The 22,974-nt window shown below is 39.7% G+C and carries 10 protein-coding genes; all 10 read left to right on the forward strand.

Features of this window, described 5'->3' with window-relative positions; genetic code table 11:
- Window positions 1-134: 134 nt before the first annotated feature.
- The 10 genes from OZP12_RS04660 to OZP12_RS04705 all read left to right on the forward strand — a co-directional run bounded on the left by OZP12_RS04660 (window position 135) and on the right by OZP12_RS04705 (window position 22,940).
- Window positions 135-2,009 carry a six-hairpin glycosidase gene (locus tag OZP12_RS04660; RefSeq protein ID WP_281227890.1) on the forward strand — a complete coding sequence of 625 codons (1,875 nt, stop codon included), beginning with the start codon at window positions 135-137 and terminating at the stop codon, window positions 2,007-2,009.
- 103 nt (window positions 2,010-2,112) lie between these two features.
- Entirely contained in the window at window positions 2,113-4,893 is a 2,781-nt protein-coding gene (locus OZP12_RS04665; RefSeq protein ID WP_281227891.1) for a glycoside hydrolase family 78 protein, read from the forward strand.
- Window positions 4,894-4,959: 66 nt separating this feature from the next.
- Complete coding sequence (locus OZP12_RS04670) at window positions 4,960-6,387, forward strand: acetylxylan esterase (RefSeq protein ID WP_281227892.1); 1,428 nt, start codon at window positions 4,960-4,962, stop codon at window positions 6,385-6,387.
- 74 nt (window positions 6,388-6,461) lie between these two features.
- Window positions 6,462-8,921: a glycoside hydrolase family 95 protein gene (locus tag OZP12_RS04675; RefSeq protein WP_281227893.1), complete on the forward strand. Its 2,460-nt coding sequence runs from the start codon at window positions 6,462-6,464 to the stop codon at window positions 8,919-8,921.
- Between the two features lie 295 nt (window positions 8,922-9,216).
- Window positions 9,217-10,788: an MGH1-like glycoside hydrolase domain-containing protein gene (locus OZP12_RS04680; protein WP_281227894.1), complete on the forward strand. Its 1,572-nt coding sequence runs from the start codon at window positions 9,217-9,219 to the stop codon at window positions 10,786-10,788.
- A 242-nt stretch (window positions 10,789-11,030) separates the two neighbouring features.
- Window positions 11,031-13,784: a glycoside hydrolase family 78 protein gene (locus tag OZP12_RS04685; RefSeq protein WP_281227895.1), complete on the forward strand. Its 2,754-nt coding sequence runs from the start codon at window positions 11,031-11,033 to the stop codon at window positions 13,782-13,784.
- Window positions 13,785-13,947: 163 nt separating this feature from the next.
- Window positions 13,948-15,093, forward strand: a complete 1,146-nt coding sequence (locus OZP12_RS04690) for a sialidase family protein (RefSeq protein ID WP_281227896.1) — start codon at window positions 13,948-13,950, stop codon at window positions 15,091-15,093.
- A 128-nt stretch (window positions 15,094-15,221) separates the two neighbouring features.
- Window positions 15,222-16,115, forward strand: coding sequence for a sugar phosphate isomerase/epimerase family protein (locus tag OZP12_RS04695; protein ID WP_281227897.1), 894 nt, complete (start codon window positions 15,222-15,224; stop codon window positions 16,113-16,115).
- A 163-nt stretch (window positions 16,116-16,278) separates the two neighbouring features.
- The gene (locus tag OZP12_RS04700) at window positions 16,279-19,011 is read left to right on the forward strand and encodes an alpha-d-galacturonidase (RefSeq protein ID WP_281227898.1); all 2,733 of its coding nucleotides are present in this window, start codon (window positions 16,279-16,281) and stop codon (window positions 19,009-19,011) included.
- A 431-nt stretch (window positions 19,012-19,442) separates the two neighbouring features.
- The gene (locus OZP12_RS04705; protein WP_281227900.1) at window positions 19,443-22,940 is read left to right on the forward strand and encodes a malectin domain-containing carbohydrate-binding protein; all 3,498 of its coding nucleotides are present in this window, start codon (window positions 19,443-19,445) and stop codon (window positions 22,938-22,940) included.
- The last annotated feature ends 34 nt before the right edge of the window (window positions 22,941-22,974 follow it).

Below are 22,974 nucleotides of genomic sequence, written 5' to 3' on the forward strand. Positions count from 1 at the left end.
CAGATTAAAAGAAAATACAAATAAAAATCTGCGTAAATCTGAGACCCGAGCGATAGCGAACAGGCGAAGCAAATCTGCGTGAAAAAATAAGTAAGCAAATTCAGGAATAAAATCCGTGGCAAAAAAGAAAAATAATGACTGCATTTAAAAACATAAAAACCAATATAGTAACAGCATCAGCAATCCTACTGACTTGCGGAGCTGTAACTTCTGCATTGGCACAAAATGATACCGTACGATATACAGGCAAAACACTTTCGAATGTCGATTACCACCACGGGCAATTAGCTCCCGCAGTTGGAGTTCACGCGACACAGATAATGCGCGCAAGCAGGGAACATCCCGAAAAAGCCGATGGTTTGGGATGGACTTACAACCACCAACCGATGATGGCGTATTGGAACAATACCTTTTATTTGAATTATTTGAGCGATCCAACAGGAGAACATATTCCGCCAAGTCAAACTTTTTTAATGACTTCGAAAGACGGCGTGACTTGGACAAAACCTACAGTGCTTTTTCCAATCTATAAAGTTCCCGATGGTTTTAAAAAAGAAGGAATGGAAGGCGTTGCCAAAAATATGGATGCGATTATGCACCAACGTATTGGCTTTTATGTTACTTCCGACAAAAAATTGATTGCTATGGGTTATTATGGTGTAGCATTGGATAAAAAAGATGACCCAAATGACGGAAAAGGAATTGGCCGTGTCGTTCGCGAAATCTACAAAGACGGGACTTTTGGACCAATTTATTTTATCCGATACAATAAAACCGGAAATCCGTTGCCAACAACCTTTCCGTTTTACACCAAAAGCAAGGACAAGAAATTTATCAAAGCTTGTGACGAATTATTGTCTAAACCTTTGTTGATGCAACAATGGGTGGAAGAAGCCGATCGTGATGATGAATTGATTCCGTTAAAAAAACAATACAAAGCTTTTAATTATTACCATTTGCCAAACGGAAATGTAGTCGGTTTATGGAAATTTGCTTTGACATCCATCAGTAAAGACGAAGGAAAAACTTGGGAATACATCCCAACAAGAGCGCCTGGTTTTGTCAACAGCAATGCCAAGATTTGGGGACAAAAAACTTCGGATAACCGTTATGCAACTGTTTATAATCCGTCAGAATACCGTTGGCCATTGGCTATTTCAACTTCTGATGACGGATTGAACTACAAAGATTTATTGTTGGTTCACGGCGAAGTGAGTCCGATGCGTTACGGCGGAAACTACAAATCGGCAGGACCACAATACGTTCGAGGAATTTCCGAAACTGACGGAACTCCGCCTGACGGAAAACTGTGGGTAAGCTACAGTATGAACAAAGAAGATATTTGGGTGGCTTCGATTCCGGTTCCGGTGACTAGCGAAGTGAAAGAAAATGTCAATGATGTTTTCAATGATTTGCCAAATGGAGAAGAATTAAAATTATGGAATACCTATGATTTGGCTTGGGCTTCCGCCAAAGTGGAAAAGAAAACGGACGGCAAAAAAAGCCTAACTTTAAGAGATCAAGATGCTTTTGATTATTCCCGTGCCGAGCGCGTGATTCCGTTTGCCAAAAAAATGGAAGCCACTTTTACTGTTAAGCCTGAACAAAACAATCACGGTTTACTGCAGGTGGAATTTCAAAATGCACAAGGACTTCCTGCGATTCGCTTGGAATTCGATTCGGATGGGGAATTGAAAGCAAAAAATGGCGCCCGTTTTGGGGGCATTATGAAATATGAAGCCGGAAAGGAATATACTGTTACGGTTAAACTGAATGTGGCTAGTCGTTCTTATACCGTAAAAGTGAATGACGGCAAAGAAACCAACAAAATATTCTTTGCTCCGGTCGACGGAATTTCACGCATTATGTTCCGTACGGGAGAGCAACGTTATACACCAAATGCAGACACAGAACCGGATACACCGGATTTTACAGATTTGCCGGATACAGGAAAATTAATTCCCGAGGCGGTGTTTAATATTGAATCGTTGGTTACGAAAAAAATATAAAAAAATACAACCACAAATTCCGCAAATTTCCGCAAATCTATAGCTGAAAGAAACAGAATAATTTGTGAAAATTTGTGCAATTTGTGGTAAAAAAATATATAGTGTGAAGTTTTTCAAAAACATATTATTCCTCTTTTGTCTTCTAATAACATTCATTTCGAATGGACAAATTTCTGCCGAGCATTTAACTTGTGAAATGGTCGAAAATCCTTTGGCCGTAGTTCAAAACCAACCGAGATTAAGTTGGCAATTGGCTTCAAAAGAATCAAATGTAACACAATCGGCTTATCAGATTTTAGTCGCTTCATCCGAAGAAAAACTAAAAAAAGACCAAGGCGATGTTTGGGACAGCGGAAAAGTAAACTCGGATAAAAATCTTAAAATAAATTATGGAGGTACTTCTTTAAAAAATGAAGCCAAATACTTCTGGAAAGTTAAAGTTTGGAATCAAAAAGGGAAACCTTCCAATTGGAGTAAAATTAATTCTTTCCGAATTGCACCTTCAGAATCGGCTTTGAATCCAACTTGGATTGGGGCGATTACAAAGGCTGACAGTCATTTGCCGGAAGGCCGAAATTATCATACGGCCACTTTCAACAAAGAGAAAAAAGCGTCTTTAATCAACGCTTCCGATTCTTTGTCACGCAGAAGTATTATGCTTCGCAAAGCTTTTGAAGTAAAGAAAGAAATCAAGGAAGCTGTAGTTTACATTTCAGGTTTAGGACATTACGAACTGACGATTAACGGAAAAAAAATTGGCAACAGTGAGTTTGCTCCTTTGTGGTCAGACTATGATAAAACGGTCAATTTCAACACTTATGAATTGACTGCGAAAGAACTGCAAAATGGTGAAAATGTAATCGGTGTGCTGTTAGGAAACGGAATGTACAATACGCTTGCCGAACGCTATTCGAAGTTTTATGTGAGTTTTGGACCGCCGACTTTGTTTTTCAAAATGAAAGTGGTTTACAAAGACGGTTCAGAAGAAATCGTGAAATCAGACGAAAGCTGGAAATACAGCAAAAGCCCGATTACGTTCAATAGTATTTTTGGTGGTGAAGATTACAATGCCAATCTGGAGCAAAAAGGTTGGAACAACAAAGGATTCAACGATTCGAATTGGAAAAAAGTAGTCGTTCATGAAGCGCCAAAAGGAACTTTGAGAGCACAAACGACATCACCAATTATCGTTCAAAAACAATACGAAGTTAAGGAGGCCAAAGAGCTGAAACCTAATTTCTATATTTTTAATATGGGGCAAAATCTTTCCGGTTTTCCGACTATTAAAGTGAAAGGAAAAAAAGGACAGACGGTTCGTGTTTGGGTGGGCGAAAGCCTGAATGAAGATGGAACTGTTGGACAGGGAAAAACAGGAAAACCGTATTATTACGACTATACTTTGAAAGGTGAAGGCATCGAAGAATGGCGACCTAATTTCAGTTATTACGGCTATCAATATGTTCAGATTGAGAACATCAATTACAAAGAAGACAAGAACAAAGATCTTCCGACATTGGTTGATTTGAAATCAAATTTTATATACAATTCGGCTGGAGAAGCGGGAACTTTTGAATGTTCCAATGACATCTTCAATAAAGCACACTGGCTGATTAATAATGCCATAAAAAGTAATTTTCAAAGCGTTTTCACCGATTGTCCACAACGCGAAAAATTGGGTTGGATTGAAGAAATACATTTAAACGGTCCTGGATTGCTTTTCAATTATAATTTGGAAAGTTTTATTCCCGCAACGATGCAAAATATTTCCGATTCGCAACGTGACAATGGTTTGATTCCAACGATTGTTCCCGAATATGTTGTCTTTGGAGGCGATTTTACCGATTCTCCTGAATGGGGGGTGACAGGAGTAATTCTGCCTTGGATGTATTACGAATATTACGGAGATGCTTCTTTAATCGAAAAATACTATCCGGTGATGAAAAAGTATGTGGATTATTTGGGTACAAAAGCCACAGATCATATCGTTTCGCACGGATTGGGCGATTGGTACGATTACGGGACGCACGCGGCCGGATATTCCAAAAACAGCCCGATTGCGCTTTCGGCAACAAGTCATTATTTTTATGGAGCTAGTTTGGTTGCAAAAGCGGCGAAACTGTTGAATAAAACGGAAGATGTTGCGAAATATGAAGCTTTGACTTTGGATATTAAAAAGGCTTTTAATGACAAATTTTTTAATGTCGAAACCAAACAATACGGGACTAACAGTCAGTTTAGTAACGCCGTTCCTGTTTTTATGGATATAGTGGAACCGCAGTACAAACAAGCGGTAATGCAAAATTTATTGGCCGATATCAAAGCCAAAGGCGACCGATTGACGACTGGTGATGTTGGAAACCGTTACTTGTTTCAGGCATTGGCACAAAATGGCGAAAACGAAACGATGTACAAAATGAACAACCATTATGATGCGCCGGGTTATGGTTTTCAGATAAAATTTGGCTTGACGACTCTGACCGAACAATGGGATCCGCGCAAAGGAAATTCGTGGAATCACTTTATGATGGGACAAATAGAGGAATGGTTTTACCAAAGCCTTGCCGGAATTGTGCCTGATTCCAACAATCCGGGATTCAAACATTTCTTTATTCAGCCGGAAGTCGTGGGCGATATGACTTTCGCGAAAGCGGAATACCAATCGATTTATGGAAAAATTGCTTCGGCGTGGGAAAAGAAAGACGGAAAATTAATCCTGAAAGTAGAAATTCCTGCCAATACATCGGCGACCATAAAATTGCCGGTTTCGAAAGATTCAGAAATTAAAATGAATAAAAAATCGGTTAGTACAGTTTTTGATGAAAAAACCAAAAAACCAACTTTAGAATTAGGATCAGGAATTTATACAATTGAATGTAAAATATAGTTTTCGGGGACCTAACAGGTTTTTAAAACCTGTTAGGTCTGATTTGAAGTTAACAATAAATAAAAAATGAAAAATTTAAAACACACAACTTTTACGTTACTAATTTCAATTTTTGCATTGACTTTAGCGAACGCTCAATGCACTTCGGACACCAATTTCAGGAGACCGGTTTCGGAAACGCTTCAAAAAATTGCAACCATTTTTAAGGTTACCATCAATGACGACCGTGGTTTACTAAAAGGAAAAGAACTCGATTATGCCGATTGGCGAATCGAACCCGGAAATCTTCCAATTTCACTAACGAATATTTTGGCTCCATTTGAGCTGATGTACTTCAAACAGCCGGACGGGAGTTACATTATTCGAAAATATGAAAACCATAAAGTTTCGGTTGATAAAGGTAGAGAGCGCTTAAACTATCTGACGACTTTGTACTCGAATGCAGCAGAATGGGAAGCGCGCAAAAAAGAAATAAAAGCCTGTATGATTACGTCATTTGGTTTGGACAAAGCTCCGCCAATGCCGAAATCAAAACCAATTTTAACTCCAAAAAGAATCTATAAAGACTACAGCGTTGAGAATATTGCGCTCGAAATTCTTCCTGGCGTTTACACCACGGGATCAATTTACAAACCGTATCCGCTAAACAAAAAAGCGGCAGTTATCTTAACGCCCGACGGACATTTTGGTGATGGTAGATATAGAAAAGACGAGCAGTATCGTTGTGCCATAATGGCCAAAATGGGAGCAATCGTAGTGAGTTATGATTTATTTGCCTGGGGCGAATCGTTGCTTCAATTTCCGGAAGAAACACACCGAAACAGCATTGCATCGACCGTTCAGGTTTTGAGCGGAATGCGTTTATTGGATTATTTATCGACTCAGAAAAATGTCGATATGACCCGTGTTGGCGTTACCGGTGGTTCGGGCGGAGGTTCGCACACGATGTTTTTGGCCGCATTGGATGACCGAATCAAAGTTTCGGCACCCGTGGTGATGGTTTCGTCACATTTTTCCGGAGGATGTCCTTGCGAAAGCGGTCGCGGCATTCACCTTTGCGGTAACGGAACCAATAATGCCGAAATCTCGGCAATGATGGCACCAAAACCACAATTGATTGTTTCCGATGGAAAAGACTGGACATTGGCCGTTCCTGAGTTGGAATTCCCTTTTATCCAAAGAACCTATGATTTTTACGGTAAGAAAAATTTGGTCGAAAATGCTCATTTTGCCAATGAAGGACACGATTTTGGGGTTTCAAAACGTATGGCGTTGTATCCGTTTATGGCAAAATATTTAGGATTGGATTTAAAGAAAGTACAAAACGAAAAAGGCGAAATCGACGAATCAACCTGCGTGATTGAACCTTACGATAAATTATATGTTTTTGGCAACAAAGCCGAAAATCTGCCGAAAAACGCATTGAAAGACATCAACAAATTATATGAAATGTTCGGGGAAAAAAATCTGAAGGTTTACGAGGTTAAGAAGTAAATGTTTAGCCACAGATTCACAGATTATGTGAATTAAAATCTGTGAATCAGTGGCTAAAATATAAAATGAAAAATATGAAGTTAAGAAGTAAAATTACTGCTATTTGTTTTGGGATTTTTTCCTTTGCAACAGCGCAAAACAGCGAACTGAAACTTTGGTATGATAAACCTGCATCCATTTGGAACGAAGCCTTGCCTTTGGGTAATGGACGTTTGGGTGCAATGGTTTTTGGCGATCCGGCTGTGGAGCGTCTGCAATTGAATGAAGAAACAATTTGGGCGGGTTCACCGAACAGCAATGCGCACAACAAATCAATTGAGGCTTTACCAAAAGTAAGACAACTCATTTTTGACGGTAAATTTGACGAGGCACAGGATTTGGCGACTCGTGATATAATGTCGCAGACCAATGACGGAATGCCGTATCAGACTTTTGGAAGTGTTTATATTTCGTTTCCCGGACATCAAAAATACACGAATTATTATCGTGATTTGAATATTGGTGATGCTAGCGCAAAAGTGAAATACACAGTCAACGGCGTAGAATTTACCCGCGAAATCATCACAGCATTTTCAGATCAGGTTATTGCGGTGAAACTTTCGGCAAGTAAACCGGGACAAATTACCTGCAACGTTTTTATGAACAGTCCGATTGACAAAACCGTTCCGTCAACTGAAGGAAACCAAATTATCCTTTCCGGAACAGGAACCAATTTTGAAAATGTAAAAGGGAAAGTAAAATTTCAGGGCAGACTGGAAGCCAAAAATAAAGGCGGGGAAGTTTCGGCAAGCAACGGAATCCTGAGCATCAACAAAGCCGATGAAGTAACGCTTTACATTTCGATAGCGACTAATTTCAAAAATTATCAGGATATCACGGGTGATGAAATTGCGAAAAGTAAATCGTATTTGGAGCAGGCATTGCCAAAAAGTTTTGACGAAATTAAAAAAGCGCACGTTGCCTATTACCAAAAATTCTTCAACAGAGTTTCATTGGATTTAGGAATAAATGAAAACGCAAAGAAACCAACCAACGAAAGAATCAGGGATTTCAAGACGCAATTCGATCCGGAATTGGCAAGTTTGTATTTCCAATTTGGACGTTATTTATTGATTTCAAGTTCACAGCCGGGAGGACAACCTGCGAATTTGCAGGGAATTTGGAACGATATGGTTACGCCGCCCTGGGACAGTAAATACACGACAAACATTAATGCCGAAATGAATTATTGGCCTGCAGAGGTTACGAATCTTTCGGAAATGCACGAGCCTTTTATTCAAATGGCAAAAGAATTGAGCGTTACTGGAGCAGAAACCGCAAAGATGATGTACAACGCCAACGGTTGGGTTTTGCATCACAACACCGATATCTGGCGCGTAACGGCTCCGGTTGATTCGGCTGCATCAGGAATGTGGCCTACAGGAAGCGCTTGGGTTTCTCAGGATTTATGGGAACGATTTTTATACACGGGAGATAAGAATTATCTAAAAGAAATTTATCCGATTATGAAAGGTGCTGCCGATTTCTTTTTGGATTTTATGATAATCGATCCAAATACAGGTTATTTGGTTGTTGTACCATCAGTTTCTCCCGAAAACACTCACGCTGGGGGAAGTGGAAAAGCGACTATTGCTTCGGGAACCACAATGGACAATCAATTGGTTTTTGATTTGTTTACGCACGTAATCGAAGCTTCGGAATTGGTTTCGCCGGATGCTAATTTTACCAAAAAAGTGGCAGCAGCTTTGGCAAAAATGGCTCCGATGAAAGTGGGGAAATACAGTCAGTTGCAGGAATGGCAGGATGATTGGGACAATCCAAAGGACAATCACCGTCACGTTTCGCATTTGTACGGCTTGTTTCCGAGCAATCAAATTTCGCCAATCAAAACTCCAGATTTATTTGAAGCCGCCAAACAATCCTTGATTTACAGAACAGACGAATCGACAGGCTGGTCAATGGCTTGGAAAGTATGTTGGTGGGCTAGATTATTGGACGGAAATCACGCTTATAAACTGATTCAGGATCAGTTGCATTTGGTTACTGCTGACCAAAGAAAAGGGGGCGGAACCTATCCAAATATGCTGGATGCACACCAACCGTTTCAGATTGATGGTAACTTTGGATGCACTGCCGGAATTGCCGAAATGCTGATGCAGAGTCAGGGTGATGCGATTCAGTTATTGCCTGCTTTGCCAAGTGTTTGGAAGGACGGAAGCATCAAAGGTTTGGTGACACGAGGCGGATTTGTAATCGATATGACTTGGAAAAATAATACCGTTTCTACATTGAAGATTTATTCAAGAATTGGAGGAAACTGCCGATTGAAATTGGAAAATACTTTGAAAGCTGACAAAGGAATCACGCTTAAAAAAGCAAAAGGGAAAAACCCGAATCCGTTGTTTTACGATGTTGAGGTGAAGAAACCAATCATTTCTCAAGAAGCAAAATTGCCTAAAGTACAATTGCCGAAGTACAATGTGTATGATGTGGAGATGAAAGCGGGGGAGACGTATAGTTTTTCTGCGAATTAATTGAAACATATAAGTCATATAAGTTTAGTTTGTCATTCCGACGGAGGAGGAATCTCCGTTGCTAGATCGACAAAGATTGAGGATTTTGATCGTAGAGTTACTTGCGGAGATTCCTCCTCCGTCGGAATGACAAAATTGAGTAGAAAATACAATTGTTGTCTCCGCGTGAGTGATGGCAGTGGAGCTCTTTTTTTGAGAGGCTTTTTCTGCCTCTCAAAAAAAAGCGGGAACGAACAGCACGACCCGAAGTTTTTCACGAAGGGGCACGCCATAATAAATAAAAAATAATTTGAATATGTTACATCATTTTAAATACAAAATAATCGCTTTCGTAATCTTGATTGCTACCTTGAATACCGGTTGCAAATCGGGTGCGGGACATTCGCAGAAAGGAACTTCGGTTATTTTAAAGGAAGAAAATTTCAAACATTATGTTGATTATTTCAACACAATGGAAGACGAGAATTTGAAGTTTGCGATTCCGAATGACAGTGCTTGGACGTGGATGGAAAAGAATATCCCGTTGTTTGAGTGTCCGCAGCAAAATTTTGAGGAAATCTATTATTTCCGTTGGTGGAGCGCTCGAAAACATATTATCAAAACACCACAGGGCTATGGCATAACTGAGTTTTTGGTCGATCGAAAATATGCCGATAAATACAATATGATTAGTTGTGCTTTGGGGCATCATATTAACGAATTCCGATGGGTTCACGATCCTAAATTTATTGAGCAGGATGTGCAGTTGTGGTTTAGGGGCAATGAAGGCAAGCCGATGAAAAAGCTGAGAACCTTTAGCAGTTGGACGGCTGATGCTTTGTACAATCGCTATTTGGTCAATAAGGACGATAAGTTTTTATTGGACATCTTTCCTGATTTGGTTAATGAATACAAAGATTGGGAAGGCGACCGAAGACGAAAAGACGGTTTGTTCTGGCAGTTTGACGTAAAAGACGGAATGGAAGAATCGTTGAGCGGGGCAAGAAAATTTAGAAATGCGCGCCCAACGATCAACAGTTATATGTACGGAAATGCGGTGGCTTTGTCGAAAATGGCAAAGATGAAAGGCGATAAAATTTTGGAAGAAAAATTTATTGCCAAAGCCGATACTTTGCAACAATTGGTGGAAACCAAATTATGGAATCCAAAAGACGAGTTTTTTGAAACGTTTACAGAGAAAGATACTTTGGCGCAGGTGAGAGAGGCGATCGGGTTTATTCCGTGGTATTTTAATCTGCCACAAAAAGACAAAGGTTTTGAGAAAGCCTGGGAGCAAATTAAGGATGAAAAAGGATTTTCGGCACCGTTTGGATTGACCACTGCCGAGCGAAGAAGTCCGCGTTTCAGGACTCACGGAACCGGAACCTGCGAATGGGATGGTGCGATTTGGCCTTTTGCCACTTCACAGACATTGACAGCTTTGGCAAATGTATTGAATGATTACAGTCAGAATTTTGTTGCCAAAACCGATTATTTCAAACAGATGGAATTGTATGTACAGTCACAATATTACCGTGGAAAACCGTATGTAGGGGAATATCTGGACGAAACCACGGGCTATTGGCTAATGGGCGACAGGGAAAGAAGCCGTTATTACAATCATTCGACTTTTAACGACTTGATGATTACGGGATTGGTAGGTTTACGTCCGAGAGCCGATGAAAAAATTGAAGTGAATCCGTTGATTCCGCAGGAAAAATGGAATTGGTTCTGTCTGGATAATGTGTTGTACCACGGGAATATCATTACGATTCTTTGGGATAAAACAGGGGAGAAATACGGTAAAGGAAAAGGTTTCAGAATCTTTAAAAACGGAAAAAAAATTGCCGCTTCTGAAAAATTGGAGCGTTTAGTTTCGGAAAAATAAACCGAGGACTACGTTTAGTTTGTCATTCCGACGAAGGAGGAATCTCCGTTTGAAACTCGACAAAGATTGGAGATTTTGATTGCGGAGTTACTTGCGGAGATTCCTCCTTCGTCGGAATGACATAAATGAGAAAAAAATCTGCGAAAATCTGTGAAATCTGCGTGCTTAAATATTTTTTCACGCAGATTTTCGCAGATGAATTAAATAAATTTCTTTAATCCATTTGGAAGCAAAATAAAACTATGAAAAAAATATTTCTACTTAAATTCATCCTCATTGCATCGCTCTGTTTTTCTTTGGCGAAAGCCCAAAACAAAATCAGCGTTACGAATCTGCAATGCGAAATGCTGAACAATCCGGAAGGAATCGATGTGTTGAAACCTCGTTTGAGCTGGCAAATACAAAGCAATGTCAATGATGTTAAGCAAACGGCCTATCAAATTTTGGTGGCTTCGACTTTGGAAAACCTGAATGCAGATAAAGCCGATTTGTGGGACAGCGGAAAAGTACAAAGCAATGAATCTGTCAATATTATTTATAACGGAAAAAAACTTAGAGACAGAGATAATGCATTTTGGAAAGTAATTGTTTTTTCTAATAAAGGCGAAATAAAATCCGCTATAACTGCCCATTTCAGCATCGGGATTCTAACCTATGCCGACTGGAAATCGACGCGCTGGATTGGTTATGAAAAATTGTCGAAAGACGATAGTGTTTCTCAGTATTCGAGATTGTCTGCTCGTTATTTGAGAAAAGGAATCGATTTGAAAAAACCAATCAAAAATGCCAAGGTTTATATTATGGGAATGGGCTTGTATGAGCTGTACATTAACGGAAATAAAATTGGCGATCAGGTTTTGGCACCCGTTCCAACGGATTATACCAAGAACGTAAAATACAATGTTTTTGATGTGACTTCACAGTTGAAGGAAGGTAAAAATATGCTAGGAACGATTTTAGGAAACGGACGATTTTTTGCGATGCGTCAGGACTACAAACCTTATAAAATCAAATCTTTTGGTTTCCCGAAAATGGCTTTGCAGTTGTTTGTAGAATATACTGACGGAAGCAGTGAGGTAATCCGAACAGACGACACTTGGAAGTTAACAACCGACGGACCTATTTTGTCGAACAACGAATACGACGGTGAAGAATATGATGCCCGAAAAGAAATGAAAGGATGGGCAACTACCAATTTTGATGATAAATCGTGGGTAAATGCGCGATATGTGCAAGAACCGGGTGGTTTTTACGAAGCACAAATGACGCCGAGTATGAAAATCAAAGGCGAAGTAAAACCAATTTCGATAAAAGCGACTGCCAAAGGAACTTACATTCTCGATATGGGTCAGAATATGGTGGGCTGGTTGCAACTGAAAGTAAAAGGAAAAAGCGGAGACAAAATCACGATGAAATTTGCAGAATCTTTGCAAAAAGACGGTTCGTTGTATATTGCCAATTTGCGTGATGCAAAAACGACGGATGTTTACACTTTGAAAGGCGAAGGCGAAGAAATTTGGGAACCTCGTTTTATGTTTCACGGATTTCGATTTGTAGAAATTTCAGGTTTTCCAACTAAACCAACAGTGGATGATTTCGTTGGGAAAGTGGTTTATGACGATCTAAAAACAACCGGAACTTTCGAATCTTCAGATGCGACGATGAACCAAATTTTTAAAAATGCGTGGTGGGGAATCAGCGGAAATTACAAAGGAATGCCGATCGACTGTCCGCAGCGAAACGAGCGTATGCCTTGGTTGGGTGACCGAACAACAGGCGCTTATGGCGAAAGTTTTCTCTTCAATAATCAGACTTTATATGCGAAATGGTTGGACGATATTAAATATTCCCAAACACAGGACGGAGGATTGCCGGATGTGGCTCCTGCATTCTGGCGATATTACGGGGATAATGTGACTTGGCCTGGAACCTATATCACAGTTGCTGATATGTTGTACCAACAATTTGCAGATGCAGAAGTAATTAAAAAACAATATCCATCTATGAAAAAATGGATGCTGTATATGGAAGAGAATTATCTGCAAAACGATTTAATGGACAAGGACAAATATGGCGATTGGTGCGTTCCGCCGGAATCGTTGGAGTTAATCCGTTCCAAAGATCCAGCACGTATGACGGACGGACAATTGCTGTCTAGTGCTTTTTATTATCAGTTATTAAACATAATGCAAAAGTTTGCCAAAATAGCGAATGCCGATGCTGATGTTTTGCATTATAATGACTTGGCAACAAGAATCAAAAAAGCTTTCAACGCCAAATTTTTGAATACAGACAAAAACTATTATGCCAATAATACCGTGACTGCAAATGTACTGCCTTTGGCTTTCGGGATGGTTCCGGAAAATCTAAAAGACAAAGTTTTTCAAAATATGACGCACGAAGTGGAGGTGACCAAACAAGGACATATCAGTACAGGGGTTATTGGAACGCAGTTCTTGATGCGCACCTTGACTAATTTTGGGAGAGGTGATTTGGCTTATAAATTGGCATCCAACAAAACGTATCCTAGCTGGGGCTTTATGGTCGAAAACGGTGCCACCACCATTTGGGAATTATGGAACGGAAACACTGCGGACCCGGCGATGAACTCTCAAAACCACGTGATGCTTTTGGGTGATTTAATGATCTGGTATTATGAAAATATGGCTGGAATCAAGAGTGATCCCGAAAATCCGGGTTTCAAAAAAATCATTATGAAACCTGATTTTAATGCAGGATTAACGTATGTAAATGCTTCTTACGAATCGATTTACGGAACAATCAAAAGCAATTGGAAGAAAAATAAAAATACGTTGGAATGGAAAGTTACGATTCCGGTCAATTCATCGGCAGTGGTGTATTTGCCAACGGCCAATGCTTCATCGGTAATGGTAAACAATCAAAAATTGGAGAAATCTTCAGCCTCTTATAAAACTGAAAATAACGGAATTGCAGTGACTTTACCGTCAGGTGTGTATGTTTTGAATGTAAAATAAAACACCTTATTGCAAAAGTAAAGCCTTGATTTAAAAGAGAAATACATCTCTAAAAGCAGGACGGTACAGGTCACTCCATTATTTTTTTAGTGTTATTTTTACACTTAATAATTGCAAACAACTTTTATAGAGTTTAATTTATACGATAATAAAGGAATTAATAATGAAATTGAAACAGATAACGATAGCCTTTTTTGGATTGCTACTTTTAGGAAGCTGTAAATCGGCTTTGGAAAAAAAGACTTGGAAAGAGGGAATTTTGGTAGATGAATTTATATACGACAAAGCGCCTTATCCGTCTTGTCACGCGGTAACGATTGTTGAGGCAACCAATGGTGATTTGGTGGCGTCATGGTTTGGCGGAACGGCTGAAAGAAATCCTGATGTGTGCATTTATGTGGCCATCAAACCAAAAGGAAGTGACAAGTTTAATGAAGGTGTAAAAGTAGCCGATGGTGTGATGCCTGATGGTAAAAGACTACCAACCTGGAATCCTGTTTTGTACCAAATTCCGGGAGGAGATTTAATGCTTTTTTATAAAATTGGACCAAAACCATCGGAGTGGTGGGGGGTAATCAGGACTTCATCGGATGGTGGAAAAACCTGGTCGGAAGCCAAAAAAATGCCGGATGGTTTCTTGGGACCAATCAAAAATAAGCCTGTTTTATTGAGTAATGGCACTTTGTTGTGTCCATCAAGCATTGAAGGTGATGGTTGGAGACTTCGAATGGAATCGACTCCTGATTTCGGAAAAACCTGGGTGATGGGAGATACTTTGTCAAGAGGAAAACAAAAAATAAATGCGATTCAGCCAAGTATTCTTTTCCATAAAGACGGAAGTATTCAGGCAATAGGAAGAACGAGAAACAGGGCAATTTATAGCGCATTTTCTAGAGATAACGGAAAAACTTGGACGCCTTTAGAATTAATTGGATTGCCAAATAACAACTCAGGAACTGATGCTGTAACGTTGAAAAACGGGAAACATCTGTTGGTTTACAATCACGTTTTGCCTCCGGGAACCGAAGCAAAAGGACCAAGAACGCCATTGAACCTTTCTATTTCTGATGATGGAATCAACTGGAAAGCAGTTTTGGTTTTGGAAGATTCAAAAATCAGTCAATATTCGTATCCGTCGATCATTCAAAGTAAAGACGGAATGGTGCATATCGTTTACACCTGGAGAAGAGAAAAATTGAAATATGTAAAAGTTGATCCAAGTAAGTTGGTCGCTATTCCAATCAAAAACGGGATTTGGCCTGGTGATGAAGGTAAGGAAGTGAAAGCCGTTAAAGCGGAAGAGGAATAAGATTTTAGACGAACCATTAATTAAAATTTACCATTAAGATATTAAGTTTGCTACGCCTGTTCGCTATCGCTTGAGTCATGAAGTAGTGTACTTAATTTTCTTAATATCTTAATGGTAAAAAGAAAAATATGATGTTAAATTTTCAAAAAAACTTAATTGTTGTATTGCTTGTTGCTTTGTCAGCAACATTCAGTAATGCAGTTTTGGCGCAATCCTCAAACAAAAAGCAACGTTATAACGTTGCGGTTTGTGACTGGATGATTTTAAAGAGACAAAAATTGGGCGCTTTTGAATTGGCATCCGAATTAAAAGCAGACGGAATCGAACTTGATATGGGAGGTTTGGGAAACCGTGAGACTTTTGACAGTAAACTCGCCGATCCTGTTGAGGTAGCAAAATTTAAGGATAAGTCTAAAGAGTTTAATGTTGGGATTTCTTCTATTGCGATGTCTGGTTTTTACGGACAGTCATTTGCCAAGCGGGAAACCGTAAAAAGAATGGTGCAGGATTGTATTGATGCCATGAAAACCATGAATGTAAAAGTGGCATATTTGCCATTAGGGAATCAATGTGATTTGAGGAAAAATCCCGAATTACGCCCCATTATTATTGAACGATTGCAATGGGCAGCAAAACAGGTGGCTAAAATAGGAGGTGTTATCGCTATTGAAACTACTCTGGACGCCACGGCTGAGAGAAAATTATTGAAAGACATTGGTTGTAAACAAATCAAGAGTTCGTTTAATTTTTCGAATGCTATCGAAAATAAAAAAGACATTTCAGAAGAACTTTTAATTTTAGGTAAAAAGAATCTGGCTCAAATTCACGCTTCAAACACCGATGGTTTTTGGTTGGAAAATGACAAAGCGATTGATATGCCAAAAATCAAAAAAACGCTGGACGAAATGAAATGGAGTGGTTGGTTGATTGTGGAGCGTTCCCGCGACACCACACAGGTACATAACGTTAAAGCCAATTACGGAGCCAACGTGGCCTACTTGAAGAAAATTTTTCAGAATTAAAATTATTTAGCCACAGATTAAAAAGATTAGAATGATTTTTTTAATCTGTGGAAATCCATTTAATCTGTGGCAAAAATCACGATTATAATTTGTGCAAATTTACTTCGTCAGTTCGCTGTCGCTCGGGTGTGCAATTTGTGGTCAAAAAATAAATTACAATACAATGAAATACCTAAGTTTACTATTTTTAAGTTTTTACGTTTCTTTTGCGACAGCACAAAATATCACTATTGTTCGTGATGCGAATGCGCCAAGAGCAAAATATGGTGCCGATAAACTCTCTGAATTGGCAACAGCAAAAGGATTCAAAGTAGTTTTTGCTGATAAAGCACCTAAAAAATCAAATGATAAAGTAATTGTCATTGGCGAAAAAGGAACCGATTTTTGGAATCTGAATGCCAAAAGTGCCAAAATTGACGACAGCAAATTAACAAAGAAAGAAGGTTTTCAAATCCGTACACAAAAGAATTTCATTTACATAGAAGGAACCGATGCAACTGGGGCTTTGTACGGCACAATGGAATTATCGGATCGCATTAAATCTTCGGGAGTTATTCCATCAGAAATTAATATTGACGACAGTCCGGAAATGGTCTTGAGAGGAGCCTGTATCGGAATGCAAAAACCGTTTTATCTTCCGGGCAGGGATGTTTACGAATATCCATACACGCCCGAAACTTTCCCTTGGTTTTATGATAAAAAATTGTGGACAAAGTACTTGGATATGATGGTCGATAACCGAATGAATTCCTTGTATTTATGGAACGGACATCCTTTCGCTTCTTTGGTAAAACTAAAAGACTATCCGTTTGCCTTGGAAGTAAGCGAAGAGGATTTCAAAAAGAACGAAGAAATCTATAATTACCTTACTGTAGAAGCCAATAAAAGAGGGATTTGGGTGATTCAAATGTTCTATAATATCATTGTTTCCAAGCCATTTGCGGAACATTATAACATCAAAACACAGGATCGTTCTCGCCCGATTACTCCTGAAATTGCCGATTATACCCGAAAATCAATTGCTGCTTTTATCGAAAAATACCCAAATGTTGGATTATTGGTGTGTTTGGGAGAAGCCATCAACACTATCGATGACGACGTGGAATGGTTCACCAAAACCATTATTCCGGGGGTTCAGGACGGTATGAAAGCTTTGGGAAAAACACAGGAACCGCCAATTATTCTTCGTGCACACGATACCGATGCGCCTTTGGTAATTGAAAAATCGCTTCCGTTGTATAAAAATTTATACACGATGAATAAATACAATGGTGAGTCATTGACAACTTATACACCTCGTGGGCCTTGGACAGAAACACATAGAAAATTAAGTTCTCTTGGTTCTATCCATATTGAAAACGTCCATATTTTGGCTAATCTGGAGCCTTTCCGTTATGGTTCTCCTGATTTTATCCAAAAAACGGTTAACGCAATGCACACTATTCACGGTGCCAATGCGCTGCATTTGTATCCGCAGGCATCGTATTGGGATTGGCCTTATGCAGCCGATAAAACGAAAACAGGCGAAAGATTGCTGGAAATGGATCGCGACTGGATTTGGTACAAAGCTTGGGCAAGATACGCTTGGGCGAGTAAAAGAGACAGAAATGAGGAAATTAAGTATTGGGATACCGAATTGGTAGATAAATTTGGAACCGATTCTGAAGCTGCAAATAATATTCTAAAAGCCTACGAAGAAGCCGGAGAAATTGCTCCCAAAACCTTGAGACGTTTCGGAATCACCGAAGGAAACCGTCAGACTTTGTTGTTGGGAATGTTTGAAAGTCAATTGGTGAATCCGGCCAAATGGCGCGTGTATCCTGGTTTCCACGAATCTTGTGGGCCGGTTGGCGAATTGCTTTTGGAGTATGCTAAAAAAGAATGGAACAAAGAACCACACGTTGGGGAATTGCCAACACAAATCATCGCCGAAATTACGGAACACGGAAGATTAGCCGTTGACGCCATTGACAAAGCTGAGTCAAAAGTAACCAAAGACAAGGAAGAATTCCTGCGTCTTAAAAACGATATGCACGCTTACAAAGCCTTCGCCGATTTCTTTTCGGAGAAAGTAAAAGCCGCGATCTTGGTTTTGCGTTACAGTTATTCCAATGATATTTCGGATTTGGATAAAGCGCTGCCATATTTGGAAAAAAGCATCGAACATTACCAATTATTGGTCAATTTGACGAAAGACAGTTATTTGTATGCCAACAGTATGCAAACCGCCCAACGCCGAATTCCGATTGGCGGAGACGACGGAAACAACAAAACCTGGGCAGAATTATTGCCGCATTATGAGCGTGAGTTGGCTAATTTCAAACGAAATCTGGCACTTTTAAAATCATCCAAAGATGGTAAAATTGCATCCAAAGACGGTAAGCCGTGGCAAACTGCCGAAGTAACTTTGTTGAGTGAATCGAAAGGAACTTACGCAGTAAAAAACGGAACGAAAGTATATGGAACACCAATTTCGGAACTGACAAAAATAGCTCCCGAATTACAAAACCTTAAGGGAATTGCATTTGATGAAACAGCGCAAAACGAAAACGGAACACATCTGAAATTCAAAAATACCAAAGCTGTTAAACTGGTTGTGGGTTATTTCAATTCAGATCAAAAAAGGTTCCTGTTGCCACCAAGTCTTGAAACTGATGCTGCCGGAAATGCTTACGGTCAGGCCGAAGTGATTTTGGCAAGCGCAATGAATTTGAAGGAATTGCCAAGAATAAACATTCACACCTACACCTTTCAGCCGGGCGAAAACAAACTGGATTTGGGCAAAGGAAGAGTACTGATTTTGGGCTTCATAGATGCCAATCAAACTATTACAACTCGTGATGTTGGTTATATAGACGCAGGCGAAAAAGGAGCAGTGGATTGGTTGTTTTATTAAAATATTTTGGGCGTGTCCCGCCGAAAAAGGCGGGTCGGGCTGTACGTTCCCGCTTTTTTTGAGTCGAAGAAAAATCGCCTCAAAAAAGAGCTCCACTGCCATCCCTCACGCGGATAATGTGGTTTGAAAACAAAGAACCGTAGGTTCGATACATTTTGTAGGGACGGGTTTCAACCCGTCCACAAACGAAAGGATTAACAAAGACCCGTAGGGTCGGTACATATTAGACATTAGAATGAAAATTGAAAAAAAATGAATCATCCCTACGGGATTTTATTCGGATGGTTGCATTTATTTCCAACGGATTAAAATCCGTTGCTACAAGATACACCGAGCCGATGGCTCTCTGAAACAACATTGAATTGTGAGTAGCGGTTTGTTTTTAGATAATTTAAATGACCTTATATCACTTATATGGTTCAATATAAAGTATGAAGAAACTAGTTTATTTTATTTTTTATTTTTTTTCAATGTCTTGCCTTGTCTGGAGTCAAGGCAACAAGCAATCAGCGAAGTTTCGTAAAGAAGTTTCGCTGAATTCCTCTTGGGAAACCATTGTGATAAACAATCTTCCCGAGCAGGAAGAAAGTTTTGTCCAAAATCCAAAAGTGGATGCACAATGGCAAAAAGTAAACGTGCCCCACAATTGGGATCAATATTACGGTTTCCGAAGAACGAAACACGGCAATTTACACGGAACCGCCTGGTATCACAAAGGTTTGGTTTTAGATAAAAATGATAAAGGAAAACAATTGTTTTTGTTTTTTGAAGGCGTAAGCTCGTATGCAACGGTTTGGGTAAACGGTAAAAAAGTAGGCGAACACAAAGGAGGAAGAACCACTTTTACGGTCGATATCACCAAAGCCGTTTCTTTCGAAAAAACAAATGACATAATCGTCAAAGCTGCTCATCCGTCATTCATTGCCGACTTGCCTTGGGTTTGCGGTGGATGTTCCGGAGAGTGGGGATTTTCAGAAGGCTCTCAGCCAATGGGGATTTTCAGACCGGTTACTTTGGTCGTTACCGATGCGATTCGAATAGAGCCTTTCGGGATTCACGTTTGGAATGACAAAACAACTTCCAAAGAAAAAGCGATTTTGAACGTTACTGCCGAAATCAAAAACTACGGGAATTCCAATCGAAATGTAACGGTAGTAAATACCCTTTTTGACAAAGAAGGAAAGAAAGTCACTTCTTCTCAAACGGAACTAAATAGCGTTGCAGGCGAAACCAAAGAATTGCTGCATACGTTACCGGAAATTTTAAAGCCCCAATTATGGTCACCTTCAAATCCTTATTTGTATCAATTGGTTACCACAATTTTGGAAAACGGAAAGAAAATAGACGAAGTAAAGACGCCTTACGGAATCCGTTGGGTTTCTTGGCCGGTGAGCCGTGACGGAAAAGACAATCGTTTTTTCATCAACGGCGAACCATTATTCATCAACGGAACCTGCGAATACGAACACTTGATTGGGAACAGCCATTCATTTTCAAACGAGCAGATTCATTCGAGAATTGAGCAAATAAAAGCGGGCGGTTTCAATGCTTTTCGTGAAGCGCACCAACCGCATAATTTGGAATACCAAAAAGAATTGGACGTAAACGGAATCCTGTTTTGGAGTCAGTTTTCGGCACATATTTGGTACGACACACCCGAATTCAAAGAGAATTTCAAAACCTTACTGAGAGAATGGATTAAGGAACGCAGAAACAGTCCGTCGGTAGTTATGTGGGGACTGCAAAACGAAAGCACCATTCCGAAGGAATTTGCGGAAGAATGTACCAAAATCATCCGCGAAATGGATCCGATGTCGGCGCAACAACGTATCGTCACAACCTGTAACGGAGGCGAAGGAACCGATTGGAATGTCGTTCAAAACTGGTCGGGAACTTATGGTGGCGATCCGTTCAATTACGATGTTGAAATGAGCACCCAATTATTAAACGGTGAATATGGAGCGTGGCGTTCACACGACCTTCATACCGAAGGCGAATTTGATCAAAAAGGAACTTTGAGTGAGAACCGTTTTTCTCAACTAATGGAAATAAAAGTCCGTGAAGCCGAATCGGTAAAAAATAAAATCGCAGGGCAATTCAATTGGATTTTTGCCTCACACGAAAATCCGGGTCGTGTTCAAAACGGCGAGGGATTCAGGGATATCGACAAGGTTGGCCCCGTGAATTACAAAGGGCTTTTCAGTATTTGGGGAGAACCTTTGGATGCCTATTATATGTATCGTGCCAATTACGTTTCGAACAAAACCAACCCGATGGTTTATATCGTTTCTCACACTTGGCCAAGCCGTTGGGATACGCCGGGAATCAAAAATGGTATCGATGTGTATTCCAATTGTGATGAGGTGGAGTTGTTCAATGATGTCAATAAATCGTCATTGGGCAAATTGAAAAATCCGGGCTTGGGACAGCATTTTCAGTTTAATAACGTCAATATTCAATACAATGTTTTATATGCGGTTGGTTACGTAAATGGAAAAGCGGTGGCCAAAGATTACATTGTTTTGAATTCGTTGCCAAAAGCGCCAAATTTCAAAGCATTGGAAACCCAAGAAGAAACTTTGTTGCAACCTCAAAAAGGCTACAATTACGTTTACAGGGTTAATGCAGGAGGCCGTGAAATCAAGGATGCTAACGGAAATATTTGGCAAGCCGATGTTCATAAAAGTGGGGAGAACACCTGGGGTTCTTTGTCGTGGACGGACAGTTTCAAGCAATTGCCTGATTTTTACGCGAGTCAACGCAGCACTTTCGACCCAATTGCAGGAACCAAAGATTGGAATTTGTTCCAAAGTTTTAGATATGGAATCGACAAACTTCGTTACGAATTTCCGGCTCCCGATGGTGAATATTTGGTGGAATTATATTTCACCGAGCCTTGGTACGGAACTGGTGGCGGAATGGATTGCAAAGGCTGGCGTTTGTTTGACGTAGCCATCAATGACAATGTGGTTTTGAAAGATTTGGATATTTGGTCAGAAGTTGGTCACGATGTTGCTTTGAAGAAAACTTTTGTCGTAAAAAGCAAAAACGGTAAAATAACGATTTCATTCCCGAATGTAAAAGCGGGTCAGGCGATTATTTCAGCCATTGCGATTGCAACCAAAGATAAAACGGTTAAAGGAGCTTCGGCTTCGCCTAAAAAGATTCAATATGTTGTGGCAAATTCACAAACTAAAGTCGGTTCTTGGTTGGACATCAATTCGAAACAATATTTAGATTCTGAAGTTGTTTTTACGCAATTGCCATCGGAATTATTTGGTGCCGATTATCTGCAAATTCCATCCAATGGTAAAGTTTCAGGTTCTTTTGTAGCCAAGGAAGATTCAGAAATATATTTGTTTAACACATCAAAAGATTCTGTTTCGGGTTATAAAAAAATGACGGAAACGGCTAGAAATTCAAACAAAGTCGAGTTCTCAGTTTTCCATAAAAAAGTTAAAAAAGGAGAGATAGTAGGTTTCGAAAATAATACAATGGCAGTTGTCCCGACTTATGATATGGGCGAAAAAAATGATTCAAGACCTGTCGTGCTTTTGGAAGCTGAAACCGCTAAAACAACCGGAACCGGAATCGAAAAAGGAAATTTTAAAAAAGCGGATTATATTGAGTTCACTTCCAAAACAAACAACAGTATTCAGTTTGAAGTAAAACCGGGCGTTGCGGGAATTTACCTGATGCGTTTCAAATTTATGAACAGAAATGCAACACCAATCAAAGTAAAGTTTAAAATGGAAGATGCCTACGGAATCCTGATGCGAAATGATACGATTGAATTTCCGTCTGCTACCGAAAAATGGAAGATTGTAAGCACCACTTCTGGCGGTTACATCAACGCGGGAACCTATAAAATCACTTTAGAATCAGACGATATGAAAGGATTGTTGTTGGATTCTTTTGAGTTTCAGTAGTCGTCATTTTTGTCATTCCGACGAAGGAGGAATC

The sequence above is a fragment of the Flavobacterium aquiphilum genome, from assembly GCF_027111335.1.
Lineage (GTDB): Bacteria > Bacteroidota > Bacteroidia > Flavobacteriales > Flavobacteriaceae > Flavobacterium > Flavobacterium aquiphilum.